At 71.7% G+C, this 15017-nt stretch carries 9 protein-coding genes and 1 pseudogene; 2 read left to right on the top strand and 8 right to left on the bottom strand.

Annotation, left to right across the window (positions count from 1 at the left end; all coding sequences use genetic code 11):
* Window positions 1-47: 47 nt before the first annotated feature.
* The 5 genes from F1721_RS00055 to F1721_RS00035 all read right to left on the bottom strand — a co-directional run bounded on the left by F1721_RS00055 (window position 48) and on the right by F1721_RS00035 (window position 8943).
* Entirely contained in the window at window positions 48-1319 is a 1272-nt protein-coding gene (locus F1721_RS00055; protein WP_246153944.1) for an acyltransferase family protein, read from the bottom strand.
* 334 nt (window positions 1320-1653) lie between these two features.
* Window positions 1654-2328, bottom strand: a complete 675-nt coding sequence (locus F1721_RS00050) for a response regulator (RefSeq protein WP_150064421.1) — start codon at window positions 2326-2328, stop codon at window positions 1654-1656.
* Window positions 2325-3503 carry a sensor histidine kinase gene (locus tag F1721_RS00045; RefSeq protein WP_246153943.1) on the bottom strand — a complete coding sequence of 393 codons (1179 nt, stop codon included), beginning with the start codon at window positions 3501-3503 and terminating at the stop codon, window positions 2325-2327. The genes F1721_RS00050 and F1721_RS00045 overlap by 4 nt, the downstream gene beginning before the upstream one ends.
* 205 nt (window positions 3504-3708) lie before the next feature.
* A complete protein-coding gene (locus F1721_RS00040; protein ID WP_246153942.1) occupies window positions 3709-5046 on the bottom strand; it encodes a pyridoxal phosphate-dependent decarboxylase family protein in 1338 nt (445 codons plus the stop codon).
* A gap of 51 nt (window positions 5047-5097) precedes the next feature.
* A complete protein-coding gene (locus tag F1721_RS00035; protein WP_150064419.1) occupies window positions 5098-8943 on the bottom strand; it encodes a non-ribosomal peptide synthetase in 3846 nt (1281 codons plus the stop codon).
* 753 nt (window positions 8944-9696) lie between these two features.
* Here F1721_RS00035 and F1721_RS00030 point away from each other — a divergent pair.
* Window positions 9697-9972 carry a hypothetical protein gene (locus F1721_RS00030; RefSeq protein WP_150064418.1) on the top strand — a complete coding sequence of 92 codons (276 nt, stop codon included), beginning with the start codon at window positions 9697-9699 and terminating at the stop codon, window positions 9970-9972.
* Between the two features lie 239 nt (window positions 9973-10211).
* Here F1721_RS00030 and F1721_RS00025 read toward each other — a convergent pair whose 3' ends face one another.
* Complete coding sequence (locus F1721_RS00025; protein WP_150064417.1) at window positions 10212-10775, bottom strand: GrpB family protein; 564 nt, start codon at window positions 10773-10775, stop codon at window positions 10212-10214.
* Window positions 10776-11257: 482 nt separating this feature from the next.
* A complete protein-coding gene (locus tag F1721_RS00020) occupies window positions 11258-11632 on the bottom strand; it encodes a PH domain-containing protein (RefSeq protein ID WP_150064416.1) in 375 nt (124 codons plus the stop codon).
* A 751-nt stretch (window positions 11633-12383) separates the two neighbouring features.
* Here F1721_RS00020 and F1721_RS00010 point away from each other — a divergent pair.
* Complete coding sequence (locus tag F1721_RS00010; protein WP_150064415.1) at window positions 12384-14822, top strand: PEP/pyruvate-binding domain-containing protein; 2439 nt, start codon at window positions 12384-12386, stop codon at window positions 14820-14822.
* 81 nt (window positions 14823-14903) lie between these two features.
* Here F1721_RS00010 and F1721_RS00005 read toward each other — a convergent pair.
* Window positions 14904-15017 (bottom strand): annotated as a pseudogene (locus F1721_RS00005) (IS5/IS1182 family transposase); the annotation flags it as partial.

The following is a 15017-nucleotide window of genomic DNA, read 5'->3' as shown; positions in this document are numbered from 1 at the left end:
GCCCCCGCAACCACGACGGCGGCGCCGAACCGGTCCGGTCGCAGGCCCTAGATGTCCACTGTGGCCTGTCGGATTCGCTGCATGCGCAGTGAGATCAGGAGCAGGAGGGCAGCGATCGCGGCCGAGCCGACGGTGAAGCCCACCACCAGCACCGTGAGAACGGCTGCGATGGCGACGACCACACCGGCTGCGGCGAATCCCCTCGTGCGACGGGGAATTCCGGCACCGTGCTCGAACCGGCCCAGGCGGGTGGCGAGCGGGACGAGGACCAGTGCGATCCCGGCCAGCCACGCACCCCGGGTCAGCCACCACGCGGCACTGAGCGGTTCCGGCCACGGGAACCCGAGCACCAGCAGTGCGGCGGCGAACAGCACCACGGCGGGCATGTGCCAGAGGTAGACGGTCAGCGAGTGCTTGCCGATCGCGTCGACCGCGCTGCGCAGCCCCGGGCGGTCGACGAGGACCGCGAGGCGGTCGGCGAACCGCGCCAGCACGCACACCTGGACGACGCCGAGCAGCACCAGGTTCGTGGTCGGCGGGTTGAGGTTGGCCAGCATGTCGGCCGGGTACAGGCCGGACGTCGTGCTGGCCAGCAGCAGCGCGAACGCACCGACCGCCCCGGCCAGCAGCTGCCCGTTCGACCGGAACCGGAACCAGCCGTCGGCGTACCAGAAGCCGATCTGCTGCACGGCCAGCCACACGAACGCGAGGTTGACGAACCCGACCACCGGCACCGCGGTGGCGATCGCCACCAGGTCGACGCCGAACGCCACCGCCACCAGCAGCGCCAACGTCACCCGCGGCGCGCGCTCGTGCTGTCGGCACAGCAGCGGGACCAGCGCGGAGGTCCCCAGGTAGACGCCGAGGAACCACATCGGCTGCCCCATCCGGAACCCGACCTGCGCGAGCAGCTCCGCCGGAACCCCGGCCACGCCCGCCACCGCCAGCGCCACGGCGATCGCGGCGAAGGCGACGAGCGCGGGCCGCGCGAGCCGAACGAGCCGGGCCCGAGCGAAATCGGCCGGAGTGGCCCCGGAATCGCGCATCCGACGCCACTGAGTGACCCCGGCGAACCCGCCGACGACGAAGAACAGCGGCATCACCTGGACACCCCAGGAAACCGGCGTGAACCACCCCTGGTTCTCCAAGGCGTTGGTGATCCGAACACCGTCGTCGCCGACCTCGATCCCGGCCATCATGGCGTGCAGCACGACGACCACCACCAAACAACCGGCCCGAACCAGGTCGAGAACCCGATCGCGGAACGGCCCCGAACCGGCGACCGGGGCCGGTGCGATATCTGCGCGCGAAATGGTCAATGCCGCTTCTCCCCGTGAACGTGCCCGGACGAATTCCGAACCGGCAGAAGCGTAGAAATTCAGCACCCCGCAGCACATCGCTCCGGGGAGCGCATTCAGACCCCCTACCACGGTAGGGGGCACCCCGCCCCAGGTACTACCAGGACATCCGCAACGGCCTCGGCCGTCCGCTCACCTCGCCCCAGGCCACGACCACGGCAGTCCGGGGGGGCGGCGACGACGCAATTTCGCTTGAAATTGCATCACCCCAAGCCGACCACCCACCGCTTCGAACCCAAAATCAACCCCGCACCCAACCGCACCCCACTATCACCGCAAAACCCCAAGCGCCGCCTCAATCCCCAGCGGCCGAAACCAACCCGCACTCGTAAGCGACGATGACGGCCTGCACCCGATCCCGAATCCCCAACTTCCCGATGATCCGGCTGACGTGGCTCTTCACCGTCTGCTCGGCGATGAACAACGACGCCGCGATCTCGCTGTTCGAAAGGCCTTGCGCGACCAGGACCAACACCTCCCGCTCGCGGTCGGTCAGCCCCGACAGCCGCGGTGCCGAGGTCCGCCGCGGCGGGGTGGACCTGGCGAAGTGCTCGATCATCCGCCGCGTCACCGTCGGTGCCAGCAGCGCCTCACCGCTGGCGACCACTCGCACCGCCGAGACCAGGTCGGCGGGCAGCGCGTCCTTGAGCAGGAAACCGCTGGCCCCCGCCCGGATCGCCTCGTACACGTAGTCGTCGATGTCGAAGGTCGTCAGCATCAGCACCCGGGGCACGTGCGCGGCGGCGTCCGGTGGGTTCATCAGCTGCCGCGTCGTGTCGATCCCGTTGAGCACCGGCATCCGCACGTCCATCACGACGACGTCGGGCTGCCGCTCGTGCGAGATCTCGATGGCCCGGGCCCCGTTGTCCGCCTCGCCGACCACTTCCACGTCGGGCTGCGCGTCGAGCAGCGCGGCGAACCCGGCCCGCACCATGGCCTGGTCGTCGACGACGAGCACCTTGATGGTCATGCGAACTCCTGGGGATCGTCGCTCATCTCGCGCAGCGGCAGCACGGCGCGGACTTCGTAGCCGCCGTCGTCGAGATGCCCGAACCGAACTGCTCCACCCACGATCGCGGCCCGCTCCTGCATACCGACCAAGCCGTGCCCGCCGCCCTGCACCGCGTTCGCCACGCGATCCGGGGCACCGTTGCGCACGACGATCGTCAGCTCGTCCCCGGAGCGGCCGAACCGCACCTCGGTGCGCGCGCCGGGGGCGTGCCTGGTCACGTTGCTCAGCGCCTCCTGCACGATCCGGAACGCCGCGATACCCGCGATTCCGCTGGCCTCGCGGTCTTCCAGCAGCTCGGTGCCGTGCGCGGTGATGTCCACGCCCGCGCGGCGGGCGCTGTCGATCAGCTCCGGGATCCGCTCCAGCCCGGGCTGCGGAACCAGCTCCCCGCCGGTCTGCGTGCTGCGCAGAACTCCCAGCACGCTCCGCATCTCGCTCAACGCCTGCCGCGACGCGGCGGCCATCTCGTCGAACTCCGCGGCGATCCGCGCGTCGAGCCCCGGGTGCCGGTACCGCGCGGTGGTCGCCTGCACGTTTATCAGCGACATGCTGTGCGCGATCACGTCGTGCAGCTCGCGGGCGACCCGCGTCTTCTCCTCGGCGATGACCCGCTTGGCGTGCTCGTCGGCGCTGAGCCTGCGTTCCCGCACCAGCTGCGCGGAGATCTGCCGCCACTGCTGCACGATCAGCGCGACGACGAACACGCCACCGGTGATCGAGCTGAACAGCACGAGGTTCCCGCTCACCGGCACGTCGTGCGGAACGAGCGCAGCCGCCGCGACAGCGGCCACGACACCACCGCCCCAGCACAGCAGACCGACCGACCACACCTGCTGCACCCCGAGCACGCCGACCAGCAACGCCTGCCCGATCAGCGTCGTCACCGAAACCGGCCAGACAACCGTGAGATCGGCGCTCGCCACCGCGAGCAGGTACACGGCGACGCACGCAACGACGCTCACCGTGCGCGGGTAGAACAGCGCGACCCCGAGCGCCCCGGCGTGCGCGGCGCTGAGCAGGAACGCCAGCGGAACCCACATCCCGAACGCCACGGCGTTGAGCGGGATCGCCACGGACACCAGCGCGAGCGCGAAGACCCCGATCACGCCAGCGGCCCACACAACGGGCTTCACCTGAAGTCGCGACTGCTCGTCCGGAACACTCCGGCGCTCAGATCTCGCCATCGGGCAGTCTCAACTCCACAACCGCTTGAACTCCCCGCCGAGCCTACCCGCGGACACCCGACCCCCGAACCGCACATCTCCGAGATCGCGTCAGCCGAGCGCTGCGCGGACGGCCTCGACGGCTCGGTCGACGTCCTCGTGTCGGTTCGCCAGTTCACCACCGAGATGCGCACGGCTCGCTGGCCCTTCCAGGTGGTTCCGCCGAACCAGGTCTCGCCTTCTCGTTGGATTCGCGCGATGACCTGGTCGGTGCGGGCGTCGTGGTCTCCGTCCGGGCGCGGAAGCGCACCAGGCCCTGGTTGATCAGCGGGCGGGCCAGGACCTCGGCGCCGGGGAGGTCGCCGATCCCGGTCACGAGGCGGTGGGCGTGGTCGACGCAGCGGTCGATCATCTCCGCGATTCCCCGCCGCCCCAGGGCGCGGATCGCGGCGTAGACCGGTACCGCCCGGGCGCGGCGGGACCACTCGGGGGTCCAGTCCAGCTGGTCGCGGGCGGGCGGCGTGCCGGATTCCTCGGCGGCGTGCACCAAGTAGCTCGCGCGGATCGACATCGCTTCGCGGTGCGCGGACGGGTGCCGGACGAACGCCAGCCCGGAGTCGAACGGGACGTTGAGCCACTTGTGCGCGTCGGTGGTCCACGAATCCGCCGCACCCACCCCGGACAGCAGGTGCCGGTGCCGGTCGCTCACCACCGCCCACAACCCGAAGGCGCCGTCGACGTGCACCCACGCGCGCCTGGCAGCGGCCAGCGAGCAAGCCTCCTCGAACGGGTCGAACGCCCCGGTGTTGATCTCGCCCGCCTGCAGGCACACCACCGTCGGATCGTCCGACTCGGCGAGCGCCCGGTCCAGTGCGGGGAGGTCGATCCGACCTTCGGCGTCGGTTCCCACCGCTTGCAGCTGGTCGGTGCCCAGGCCGAGCAGCCGCACGGCGCGGTCGATCGATGCGTGCTGCTCACCCGAGGTCAGCACCCGAAGCGGCGGAGCACCGGTCAGGCCGCGCCGCTCCACGTCCCACCCGCGTTCCGCCAACAGCGCGTGGCGTGCCGCGGCCAACGCCGTCACGTGCGCCGACTGCGCCCCGGTGGTGAACGCGAACGACGCCTCCTCCGGCAGCCCGAGCAACTGCTTCAGCCACGCACCGGTGACCTCTTCGACCACCGCCAACGCGGGCCCGCACGCGTGCATCGCGGCGTTCTGGTCCCACGTCGCGGTGAGCCAGTCCGCCGCGAGCGCTGCGGGCACCCCACCGCCGATCACCCAACCGAAGAACCGCCCGCCCGCGCTGGCCAGCAACCCTTCGGCGGTGTCCCGCACCAGTTCGTCGACGACGCGGACGTCGTCCGTGCCCTCCTCCGGCAACGAGCGGCCCAGCGCCTCCCGCAGCTCGGTCAGGCTCCCGGCGGGCGCCACCGGTCGTGCGTCCAGCCCGGCCAGGAACTCGGCGGCGTGCGCCGCGGTGCGGTCCAGCAGTTCCCGCGAATCGTCGTGCATGCCGACAGTGTCAGCGCCGCACCACCCGGCCGCTGGCGGGTTTCGGACCCGCTACGTGCTGGCGGTCGCGGGCTCGCGCTCCAGGTGCTCGGCGATCAGCCGACCGATGATCGCCAGGGGTTCGGCCTGGACGATCGCGTTGTGGGTGCACTCGATGTCGTGCGAGATCACCGAGCCCGTGATCCGCTCGCGCCACGCACCGCCGTCGGACACCTGGTCGGCCTCCGTCGCCCGGAAGTACAGCAGGTCCCCGTCGAAGAACGACTCGGTGTAGGTCGGCAGCAGCGCCGCGGAGTTGAGGAGCACGGTGGTCAGCGCCGCGAGCTGCTCCTCCCCCAGCGCCGGGTGGTGCTCGGCGTCCGCGGGCAGGCCCGCGGCCTCGAACAGCAGCGCTCGGACGTCCTCGCGGGCGGGTTCGGTCCGGTGGGCCTGCGGGTCGACCGGCCGCGCGTCGAGCAGGGCGAGCAGCGCCACCTGGTCGCCGTCGGCCTGCAGCCGGGATGCGATCGCGTGCGCCAACGCGCCGCCGAGCGACCAGCCCAGCAGGTGGTACGGCCCGGTCGGCTGCACCGAGCGGATCTGGCGCACGTAGCCGTCGACCATCTCGGGGAACGTCGACGGCAGCCCGTCGGCCCTGGTCAGCCCGAGCGACTGCAGCCCGTAGACCGGCAGGTCGTCCGGCAGGTGGCGCGGCAGACCCGCGTAGCACCAGCTCAGACCGCCCACCGGGTGCACGCAGAACAGCGGTGGCCGGGAGCCCCCGGTGCGCAGCGGCAGGACCGCTTCGAACGCGCTCGACGGCGTCTCCCGCTCCAGCAGGTCGGCCAGCTCGGCCACGGTCGGCGCCTCGTACACCGCGCCGAGCGGCACTTCGGTCCGCAGCTCGGCGCGGAGCCGGGTGACGAGCTCGGCGACCAGCAGCGATTGCCCGCCCAGCTCGAAGAAGTCGTCGTCGATGGTGACCGGCCCGACGCCGAGCACTTCGGCGAACAACGCGCACAGCTGCTCCTCGCGGCGCGTGCGGGCGGCACGACCGGTGCGCACCTCGGGCGCGGGGAGGGCGGCGTGGTCGAGCTTGCCGTGCGCTGTCAGGGGGAGCTCGGGCAGCAGGACGAACGACGAGGGCACCATCGAGGTCGGGAGCCGCTTCGCCGTCCACGAGCGCAGTTCCGCCGCGTCGACCGGCTCCGGTCCCGGCACCACGTGGGCGATCAGCTCGGGCTCGTCGGACTGCGTGGCCGTCACCACCGCCTCCTCCACCCGGGGGTGCTCGGTGAGCACCGCCTCGACCTCGCCGGGCTCGATGCGGACACCGCGGATCTTGAGCTGGTCGTCGGTGCGGCCGAGGTACTCGAGCTGGCCGTCCTCCGTCCACCGGGCGAGATCTCCGGTGCGGTACATGCGCGCGCCCGGCGGCCCGAACGGATCGGGCAGGAAGCACTGCGCGGTGAGCTCCTCGCGGTTCAGGTACCCGCGGGCGACCTGCGCACCGGCCAGGTGCAGCTCGCCCGGCACCATCGGCGGCTGGGGCTGCCCCGCCCGGTCGAGCACGTACGCGCGGACGTTGCGCCCCGGACGGCCGATGAGCGGCCGGTCCCCCTCGATGCGGCAGTACACCGCGTCCACCGTGCACTCCGTCGGCCCGTAGTAGTTCCAGGCCTCGACGCCGGGGTGGTCGCGCAGCGTCGCCCAGAGCCCGGGATCGATCGCCTCACCGCCGACCATGAGCAGCCACGGGAACTGCTCGGGCCCGGACAGCAGGCCCTCCGGCAGCAGGCGGCGCAGGTAGGACGGGGTGAGGTCGGCGAAGTCGATCCGCTGCTCGGCGAAGTGCCGCACGAGCGCGGCCGGGTCGAGGCGCACCGCGTCGTCGACGAGGTGGACCTCCTGGCCCGCGGCCAGGAACAGCAGTCCTTCCCAGGCGGTGTCGAAGGAGAACGACGCGGTCAGCGCCGCGCGCAGTCGTCGGCCCGCCGGTTCGACCAGCTCGCGGCGGTGGTCGTGGAAGAGGTTGGCGAGCTGGCGGTGCTCGACGACCACGCCCTTCGGACCGCCGGTCGAGCCCGAGGTGAAGCTGATGTAGGCCGCGTGCTCCGGCCGGTGGGTACCGGTCGGGTCGGTGCCGGGGTGCTGGTCGGTGGCGAGCTCGTCGAGCACCAGCAGCGGGTGTCCGGACGGCAGGGTCGCGCTGATCGCCGCGGTGGTGAGCACGTGGCGCGGCCGGGTTTCCGCGAGCAGCGCCTGGAGGCGGGCCGTCGGGTGGTTCGGGTCGAGCGGCACGCAGGTCGCCCCGGCCTTGAGCACCGCCAGCACCGCGACCAGGTAGTCCGCGGTGCGCGGCAGGGCCAGCGCGATGCGCTCCTCCGGACCGGCGCCGCGCTCGACCAGCAGGTGCGCCAGGCGGTTCGCGCGGGTGTTGAGCTCGGCGGCGGTCAGCCGCTCCGGGCCGCAGACCAGCGCGGTGGCGTCGGGTTCCGCGCGGGCCTGGGCCTCGAACAGCTCCGGCACCGTCGCGGTCGGTGTCCCCAGCGCGGTGTCGTTCCACGTGCTGACGACCAGCTCGCGCTCGGCGGCCGACAGCAGGTCGATCTCCCCCACCCGCTGCTCGGGGTCGGTGTGCGCCAGCACGTGCAGCAGGTCGAGGAAGCGGCGGTGGTGCGCGGCGGTGGTCGCGCGGTCGTACTTCGCCGGGTCGGAGTTGAAGTCGATCCGCAGCGATCCGTCGGCGGGCCGGTCGTAGACGTTGACGCCGAGCCCGGTCACCGGACCGTTCGAGAGGTTCCGCAGCACCGCCGGGTGGCTGCCGAACCGGAGCCGTCCGTCGTGGGTCATGACGTTCATGCCCCAGTCGCCGAGGTACCCGCCGCGGTGGTGCGCGATCCCCAGGTCCCGCACCAGGTGCGACGAGGAGTAGCGCTGGTGGCGCAGCAGGTCCTTCGCGCTGTTCGCGGTGGTGCGGATCAGCTCGGCCACGGTGGTCGACGGCGTCATCCAGGTCCGCAGCGGCAGCACGTTGGCCACCATCGACGGCACGCTGCGCGCGACGCTGCCGGACCGGCCGTTCACGGTCAGGTCCAGCATGACCTCGTCGTCGCCCGCCAACCGGTGCACGTACAGCGCCAGCGCGGACATCGCGACCGGCGGCAGGCCCGTGCGCGCCTGCCGGGCCAGCGCCCGCAGGCCTTCGGCGTCCTCCGGGGTGACGTACCCGGTCTCGCGGAGGAAGGTGTGCGGCACGATGGACGACAGCCGGCGCGTCCGGTCCGCCTTGGGCCAGTCCGCCAGGTGCTCCGCCCAGTACTGACGGTCGCGGGCGAACCGCTCCGACGCCTCGTAGTCCGCTTCGTCGGCCAGGATCTGGGCCAGCGAGCCGAACCGGCACGGCGGGAAGGGCCGCTCCTCCTCGGCGGCCGTGTAGAGCTCGGCGACCCGCTGGATGAACAGCGAGAGGCCGAACCCGTCCATGGTGATGTGGTGCAGCGCCAGGTAGACGGTGTAGTTCTCCTGCCCGGTCCGCAGCACCGCGAACGAGAACAGCGGCGCGCTGCGGAGGTCCACCGGCGAGCCGAGCTCGGCCCACATCCACTCCTCGGCCGCGGCCACCGGGTCGGCGGCCCCGCGCAGGTCCACGTGCGGCAGCTCCCAGTCCAGCAGCGGTTCGACCTTCTGCCAGACCCGTCCGCGGTCGTCGCTGTCGAAGCGGACGCGGAAGGCCTCGGTCTCGGCGATGGCCTGCCGCAACGCGACCTCGAGCAGCGCCACGTCCACCGGGCCGCTGATCTCCAGCGCCTCCGCGGCGCGGTAGAGGGGGTTGGCCGGATCGAACTCCTGGGCGAACCACACCCCCGTCTGGGCGGCGGTCAGCGGGAGCGTTCCACGGTCGGTCTCCTCAGGCATGGCACGCTGCGTACCACGGGAGCGCGGGAACCACACAGCGCCGCGCTCCGCACGTCGGGGTGACGATTGCATCGACCCTCCAGATCTCCGGCCCGCACATCAGAAACGTCCTTTTTGCACGGACCGATTCGCGACGAACACCTCGGGCACCGGGCCAGTCCACCTGAATCCGTTGCAGGACGCGAGTTTTCGACACCGAACGCGTCCACAGGCCGGCGCTGACCAGCCACTCCGCAGCCCGCTCTCACGATCGAGTGAAACCTAGATCCACTTCGAAACGACGCAGCCCGATCACCGGCCGCCCCCGCCGACGGGCAGCATTCAGACCAAACGGACATCGCGGAGCTGGCAGCCGCACCGAAAACCCGAAAGAGCAGGAAGAAAAGGAGATTCACCCACCGAAAGCGGCTCCCGGACGGGTCATCGCAGTTGACGTTCCGAGCTCGCGCTGATCAGTCGTCGCGAAAACCCTTGCACATCACCATCTCCGCACCGAGGCGATGTTGATCTGGTCGGATTTCCCCTGCGGAAAAGAGGGTTTTCGCCTTGTAACCTGTCGCTTCCACTCGGACGGCGCAGTGCGATCGTCCGCCCGAGTGGCCCTGTTTCTCTTTGGTGTGGCGGCCAAAGCGGATCGACCGGGTTCGGGGCAACGTAGGCCCTGCCGGTCGGCGCACCCCCTCAGATCCCGGAGACCCGGGACCGCTGATGCCGACCCGGCACCGTTTCAGAACATGGATGGGAGTTCAAGCAATGCGCACTTCGCTTCGTCTTATCGGTGTCACCGCTGCTTGCGCCGCGGCGCTGGCCATCGGTTCGCCCGCCTTCGCCAGCGGCCACGGGCACGGCGGCGACCACGCGACCTCCAGCGCAGTCGGCGGCAGCGGTGCCGGCGGCAACGGCGGGGTCGGCGTGAACGTGCTCAGCGGCATCAGCGCCCTGTCCAGCGGCGACGGCGGCAACGCCTCCGCGGGCAACGGCGGTGCCGGGTACGGCGGCGACGCCTCGTCCCTCGCCGGCAACAACTGACCCGATTCGGGCGAAACCCCCGAAGACCGCCGCACCAGGTGTGCCGACCGGCTCCGCGCCGGTCGGCACCCTCTGCGACACCGGGCCCGCGAGTCGACGACCACCGCTCAGATCGGGCCCGCTCCCCGTTGCTCAGCAGGAAGTTCCGCGATCCGCGCCCAGCTCGTGACCTCCTCGATGAGCGGCGCGATGGTCCTCCCCGCTTCCCCGGTCAACTCGACCGCCGCGCGGCACCCGGTTCAGCCGCAGCGGCTCATGATCTCCTCCACGACCGCGGTCTTGGCGTCGGCGTAGTCCTGCACGTACCGCCACACGCGTTGCGCCAGCTCGCGCTTGGTGCGCGCGTAGTGGTCGCGGTCGGCGGCGCTGGCCCGCAGCCGATCGCGGAACCGCAGCATCCGGTCGATCTCGGGCTCGCCCGAGCTGAAGACGTGCAGGTTGACGGCGGTGTCCGGTCCCTTCAGCACGCGGTGCTCGCACCAGTCGGGTTCGCGGATCCGCAGGACGTAGCCGACCGACTCGAGCGCGGGCAGGTAGGACTGCTCGTCCGCGGAGTTCGGCACGACCAGGACCAGGTCGATGATCGGTTTCGCGGGCAGGCCCGGAACCGCGGTCGACCCGACGTGCTCGACGCGCAGCGCGGTGTCCCCCAGCGCGGCCCGGACCCGGTCCGCCTCGCGCTGGAAGAGCCGCGGCCAGTCGGGGTCGTAGTCGGCGAGCGTGATGGTGTCGTCGTGCGGGATCAGCTCGCCGACGGTCACCACCCGAAGGTAGTCGCGGTCGGCCTGTTCAGCGTTCGACATGCTCGGAGCTGCTCCTTTCGCTGGAACGAAGCCTTCCAGGATATACCGGCGCGGACCCCCGGGACGGAGACCTCGGCGGCGGTCGCCGCGTTCCGGAAGCGATCTGGTCGCACGAAGGGGTGGCATGCACCGAAGGTGGTTGGTATATGCCATCAGGGTGTTTACCGTTGAGAGTGCGAGTGACGTTCGCGACCGAATAGCCGACCGCCGAGATCGCCGCTTCGGCGGTCGGCTTCCGGGCTGCGGCGCTTGACCGACGTTCCCCCAGATGGTCAAGCGCCGCAGCTGCGTCCCGGACCCCGATGATCATCCACTGTGGACAAAAAGACCCCTTCGCGCGGCCGGAGCGGCTTCACCCCCGTGACCAGCGGTTTCATCCTGTCCTGGGACGGTCCCGCCGCGCGGTGGGGCCGAAGAGCAGAGGTCCCGACCGACAGACCTCATCGGTCGGGACTTCCGAAGGCCGCGCCTTCGCCAGCGGGTCAGCGGATGAACGTGCTCAGGAGGGCTTGGACCTCGTAGACGTCGACGCCCTTGCCGAACTGCTTGGAGATCGGTTCGGCCGTGCCGGACAGCCAGATCTTCAGCTCCGCGTCGAGGTCGAAGGTGCCCGCGGTCTCCACCGAGAAGTGGGTGATCGCGCGGTACGGGATCGAGTGGTACTCGACCTTGCGGCCGGTCACGCCCTGCTTGTCGACGAGGATCAGGCGCCGGTCGGTGAACAGGAACGAGTCCCGGATCAGCTGGTAGGCGGCGTGGATCTCCTCGCCCTGCGCCAGCAGGCGCCCGAACTCCTTCACCGCCGCACCCGGATCGGTGCGCGAAGCGTTGCCCATCATGCCGCCGAACAGTCCCACGCGAGCTCCCCGTCGAAGATCCGACACTCCGCCACCACGGTATCGAAGATCTCGGACGGGGCGTCAGCCCCGACCGGCCTCGACGAGCTGGTCCGCCAGGCCGGTCGGGTTGACCAGCAGCGCCTCGTGACTGCCCGACATCTGGGCCAACCGGCCGACAGGTCAGCCGCTGGAACAGCGTCCGGTAGTGCGGCGGGCAGTCGTCCAGCGGGCACTGGCCAGGCAGCGGCACGAAGGCGTTGCAGAACACCAGGCGGCGCACCCGCTCGGCGACCCCGGCGATGACCGAACCGCTGAAGCCGTGGCCGACCAGCACGGCGCCGGAGAGCTCTCGATCCGCCTAGTAGTCCACAATGGATCGAACGCAGTCCGCGTGCCCGGCGATGGTCGGGGCGTGGGCGGTGTGGCCCAGCGATGCCAACCGCTCGACGACCGGAGCCCAATGCGCCCCGTCGTGCCAGGCCCCGTGCACCAGGACGAAGTCACCACGCCCGCACCTACCCGCTGCGCCGGACCCCCGCGCGCCGAGCCCACGACCGCGACCGGTCCCCGGTCAGCCGCCGTCCGGCGGCCCGGCCACTGCGATCGCACGGCCTTTCAGCGGCGTCCGACCGGCGGCGGTGGTGGAAGCGCCCCATCATGTCGGTGTCGGCCAGTCGCGGTGTTCACGTGCTCACGGGCTCGGGCCAGTCTGACCTCCTCGCGGTGGTGTGCCGGGAAGCCTGGTCGGCGTGGCGAGGAGGGAGCTGTCATGTCGGCCGGACGGGGTGCTGAGGTGGTCGATCTCGCCGAGGTCGGCGCCGGGGCGGTCGAGCTGGTCGGCGGCAAGGCCGCCGCGCTCGGCGAGATGCGGCGCGCCGGGTTCCCGGTGCCGGACGGGTTCTGCGTGACCACGCGGGCCCACCGGTCCGGGGTCGTTCCGGCGCAGGAGATCCTCGACGCCTACCAGCGGTTGGGCTCCGGTCGCGTCGCCGTGCGCTCCAGCGCCACCGCGGAGGACCTCCCGGGCGCCAGCTTCGCCGGTCAGCACGACACGCTCCTCGACGTCGAAGGACCGGAAGCGCTGGTCGGAGCCGTCCAGCGGTGCTGGGAGTCGCTGAACACCGAGCGCGCGGTGGCCTACCGCGAGGCGAACCGGATCGACCACGGGTCCGCGCGCATGGCCGTCGTCGTGCAGCGGATGGTCGACGCCGAGGTGGCCGGTGTGCTGTTCACCGCCAACCCGCTCACCGGCTGCCGGGCGGAGATGGTCGTCGATGCCGCGCCGGGGCTCGGGACCGCCGTCGTGGACGGCAGCGTCAACGCGGACCACTACGTCCTCGGGGACGCGATCCCGGAGACCGGCGGGTGCCTCGGCAGGGGTGAGCTGAAGTCGTTGCGGGAGCTCGGTTCGCGGTTGCAGGGGCACTTCGGCAGCCCGCAGGACGTCGAGTGGGCCATCGACCGCGACGGGACGCTCTGGGTGCTGCAGTCCCGGCCGATCACCACCCTCTTCCCGCTGCCGCCGCCCGCGAACGGCCCGGGGCCGCGGGTCTACTTCGAGGTGGGGCACATGCAGGGGATGCTCCGGCCGTTCACCCCGGTCGGGATGTCCGCGATGCAGCTGGCGGGCCGGATGTGGCTGGGGTCCACCGGCACGAGGTCCGCGATGGACGTCTGGGTCGTCGACGTGCACGGGCACCTCTACAGCGATCCGACCGACCTCCTGCGCAGCAGGTGGACCCGCGATCAGGTGCCGCGGATGATGCGCACCTACGGACCGCGGTGCGAAGCGATCGCGCGGCGGCTGCTCGAAGATCCGCGGTTCGCCCCGCAGCGCGGGATGCCGATCCGCCTGCCCTGGCTGACGCTCGTGCGGCAGGTGCTTCCCGCAGCGGTGGTCGGCATCGGCGGCTCGCTGGCCCGGCCGGACGCGGCGCGAGCGCGGGCGTTCCGCTCCGCGGCGGAGATCCGGCGCAAGTCCGCACCGGCATCGCGACCGGCCACCACCGCCGAGCGCCTCCGGCTCGCCGAGGCGGCGCAGGAGCCCTTCGCGGGCGAGGAGATCTCGGACGTCATCTGGCCGATGATGACGGGACTGCTGGTCAGCCAGCTCGCCCGCGGTCTGCTCCGGGGCATCGCCGACGAGGCCGAGCTGGACACCGTGCTGCGCGGGCTGCCGCACAACATCACCACGATGATGGACCTCGCCCTGTGGCAGGTGGTGCACGACCTGGACGATGAGCAGCGGGAGCTGCTCAGCAGCGCACCGCCAGCCGAGCTGGCCGAACGCTACCGCAACGGCGAACTGCCGGACTTCGGCCTGGCCGCGTTCCTGGCCGAGTACGGCAACCGCTGCGCCGCGGAGGTGGACATCGGGGTGCCGCGCTGGTCCGAGGACCCGACCCCCGTCTTCGCCGCCATCGCCAACTACCTGCAGATCACCGACCAGGAGCAGGCCCCCGACCGGCGGTTCGCGCGCGCCGCCGCGCAGGCCGAGGCGACCGTCGCGGAGCTGACCGCCCGGGCCCGGCGGCTGCGGCCGGTCCGCGGGCGGCTCGCCGGGTTCTTCCTGCGCCGCACCCGCCAGCTGACCGGGCTGCGGGAGCTCGCGAAGTTCGCCTGGGTGCACCCGCTGGCCGAGATGCGCCGACAGGTGCTGCTGGTGGGCGAGGATCTGGCCGCCAACGGGGTGCTCGACCAGCCCGGCGATGTGGTGTTCCTGGACCTCGACGAGATCCGCGCCGCGGTCGCGGGCCGCGACCAGCGGGAGCTCGCGGCGACCCGGAAGGCCACCTACCAGGGGGAACTCGACCGGCGCCGGGTCCCCGTCGCCCTGCTCTCCGACGGCACCGACCTGGAGGCGATCGCCCCGCCGGTGGCGGACGGCGCGTGGACCGGGCTCGGGGCGTCGCCGGGAACCGCCACCGGCCGCGCGCGGGTGATCCGCGACCCCGCCGACGCGCGGATCGAACCCGGCGAGATCCTGGTCGCCCCGACCACCGACCCCGGTTGGACGCCGCTGTTCATGACCGCGTCCGGCCTGGTCACGGAGACCGGTTCCCCGATCGCGCACGGGCCGACGGTCGCCCGCGAGTACGGCATCCCGGCGGTCATCTGCGTCCGCGACGCCACGACCCGCATCGAAACCGGTCAGCTCATCACCGTCGACGGCACCGCGGGCACCGTCACCCCGGAACCCACCGGCTGACCGGCCGGCGAAAACCCGCACCGGAGTTTTCCGGCGGTCGGTGCGCTGCTGGTCAGGGCGGGTGCGGGCTTACAGCTGGTTTCATAATGAAGTCGGCAGCTTGCGGTAGCAGACGAGGACGCAGGCCAGGTGCATGAGGCCAAGGTGGATGTCGGCTCGGCGTTCCCAGCGGATCCGTAGACGCTTGAACTGGTG

The organism is Saccharopolyspora hirsuta (genome assembly GCF_008630535.1).
Taxonomy (GTDB): Bacteria; Actinomycetota; Actinomycetes; order Mycobacteriales; family Pseudonocardiaceae; genus Saccharopolyspora; species Saccharopolyspora hirsuta.
This window is presented reverse-complemented; position numbering and strand designations above follow the sequence as displayed.

Bases quoted from the DNA above. Each gene is read 5' to 3' on its own strand.
- F1721_RS00050 (WP_150064421.1), bottom strand. From the start codon at position 2,328: ATGACCATCAAGGTGCTCGTCGTCGACGACCAGGCCATGGTGCGGGCC.
- F1721_RS00040 (WP_246153942.1), bottom strand. From the start codon at position 5,046: ATGCACGACGATTCGCGGGAACTGCTGGACCGCACCGCGGCGCACGCC.
- F1721_RS00035 (WP_150064419.1), bottom strand. From the start codon at position 8,943: ATGCCTGAGGAGACCGACCGTGGAACGCTCCCGCTGACCGCCGCCCAG.
- F1721_RS00030 (WP_150064418.1), top strand. From the start codon at position 9,697: ATGCGCACTTCGCTTCGTCTTATCGGTGTCACCGCTGCTTGCGCCGCG.
- F1721_RS00025 (WP_150064417.1), bottom strand. From the start codon at position 10,775: ATGTCGAACGCTGAACAGGCCGACCGCGACTACCTTCGGGTGGTGACC.
- F1721_RS00010 (WP_150064415.1), top strand. From the start codon at position 12,384: ATGTCGGCCGGACGGGGTGCTGAGGTGGTCGATCTCGCCGAGGTCGGC.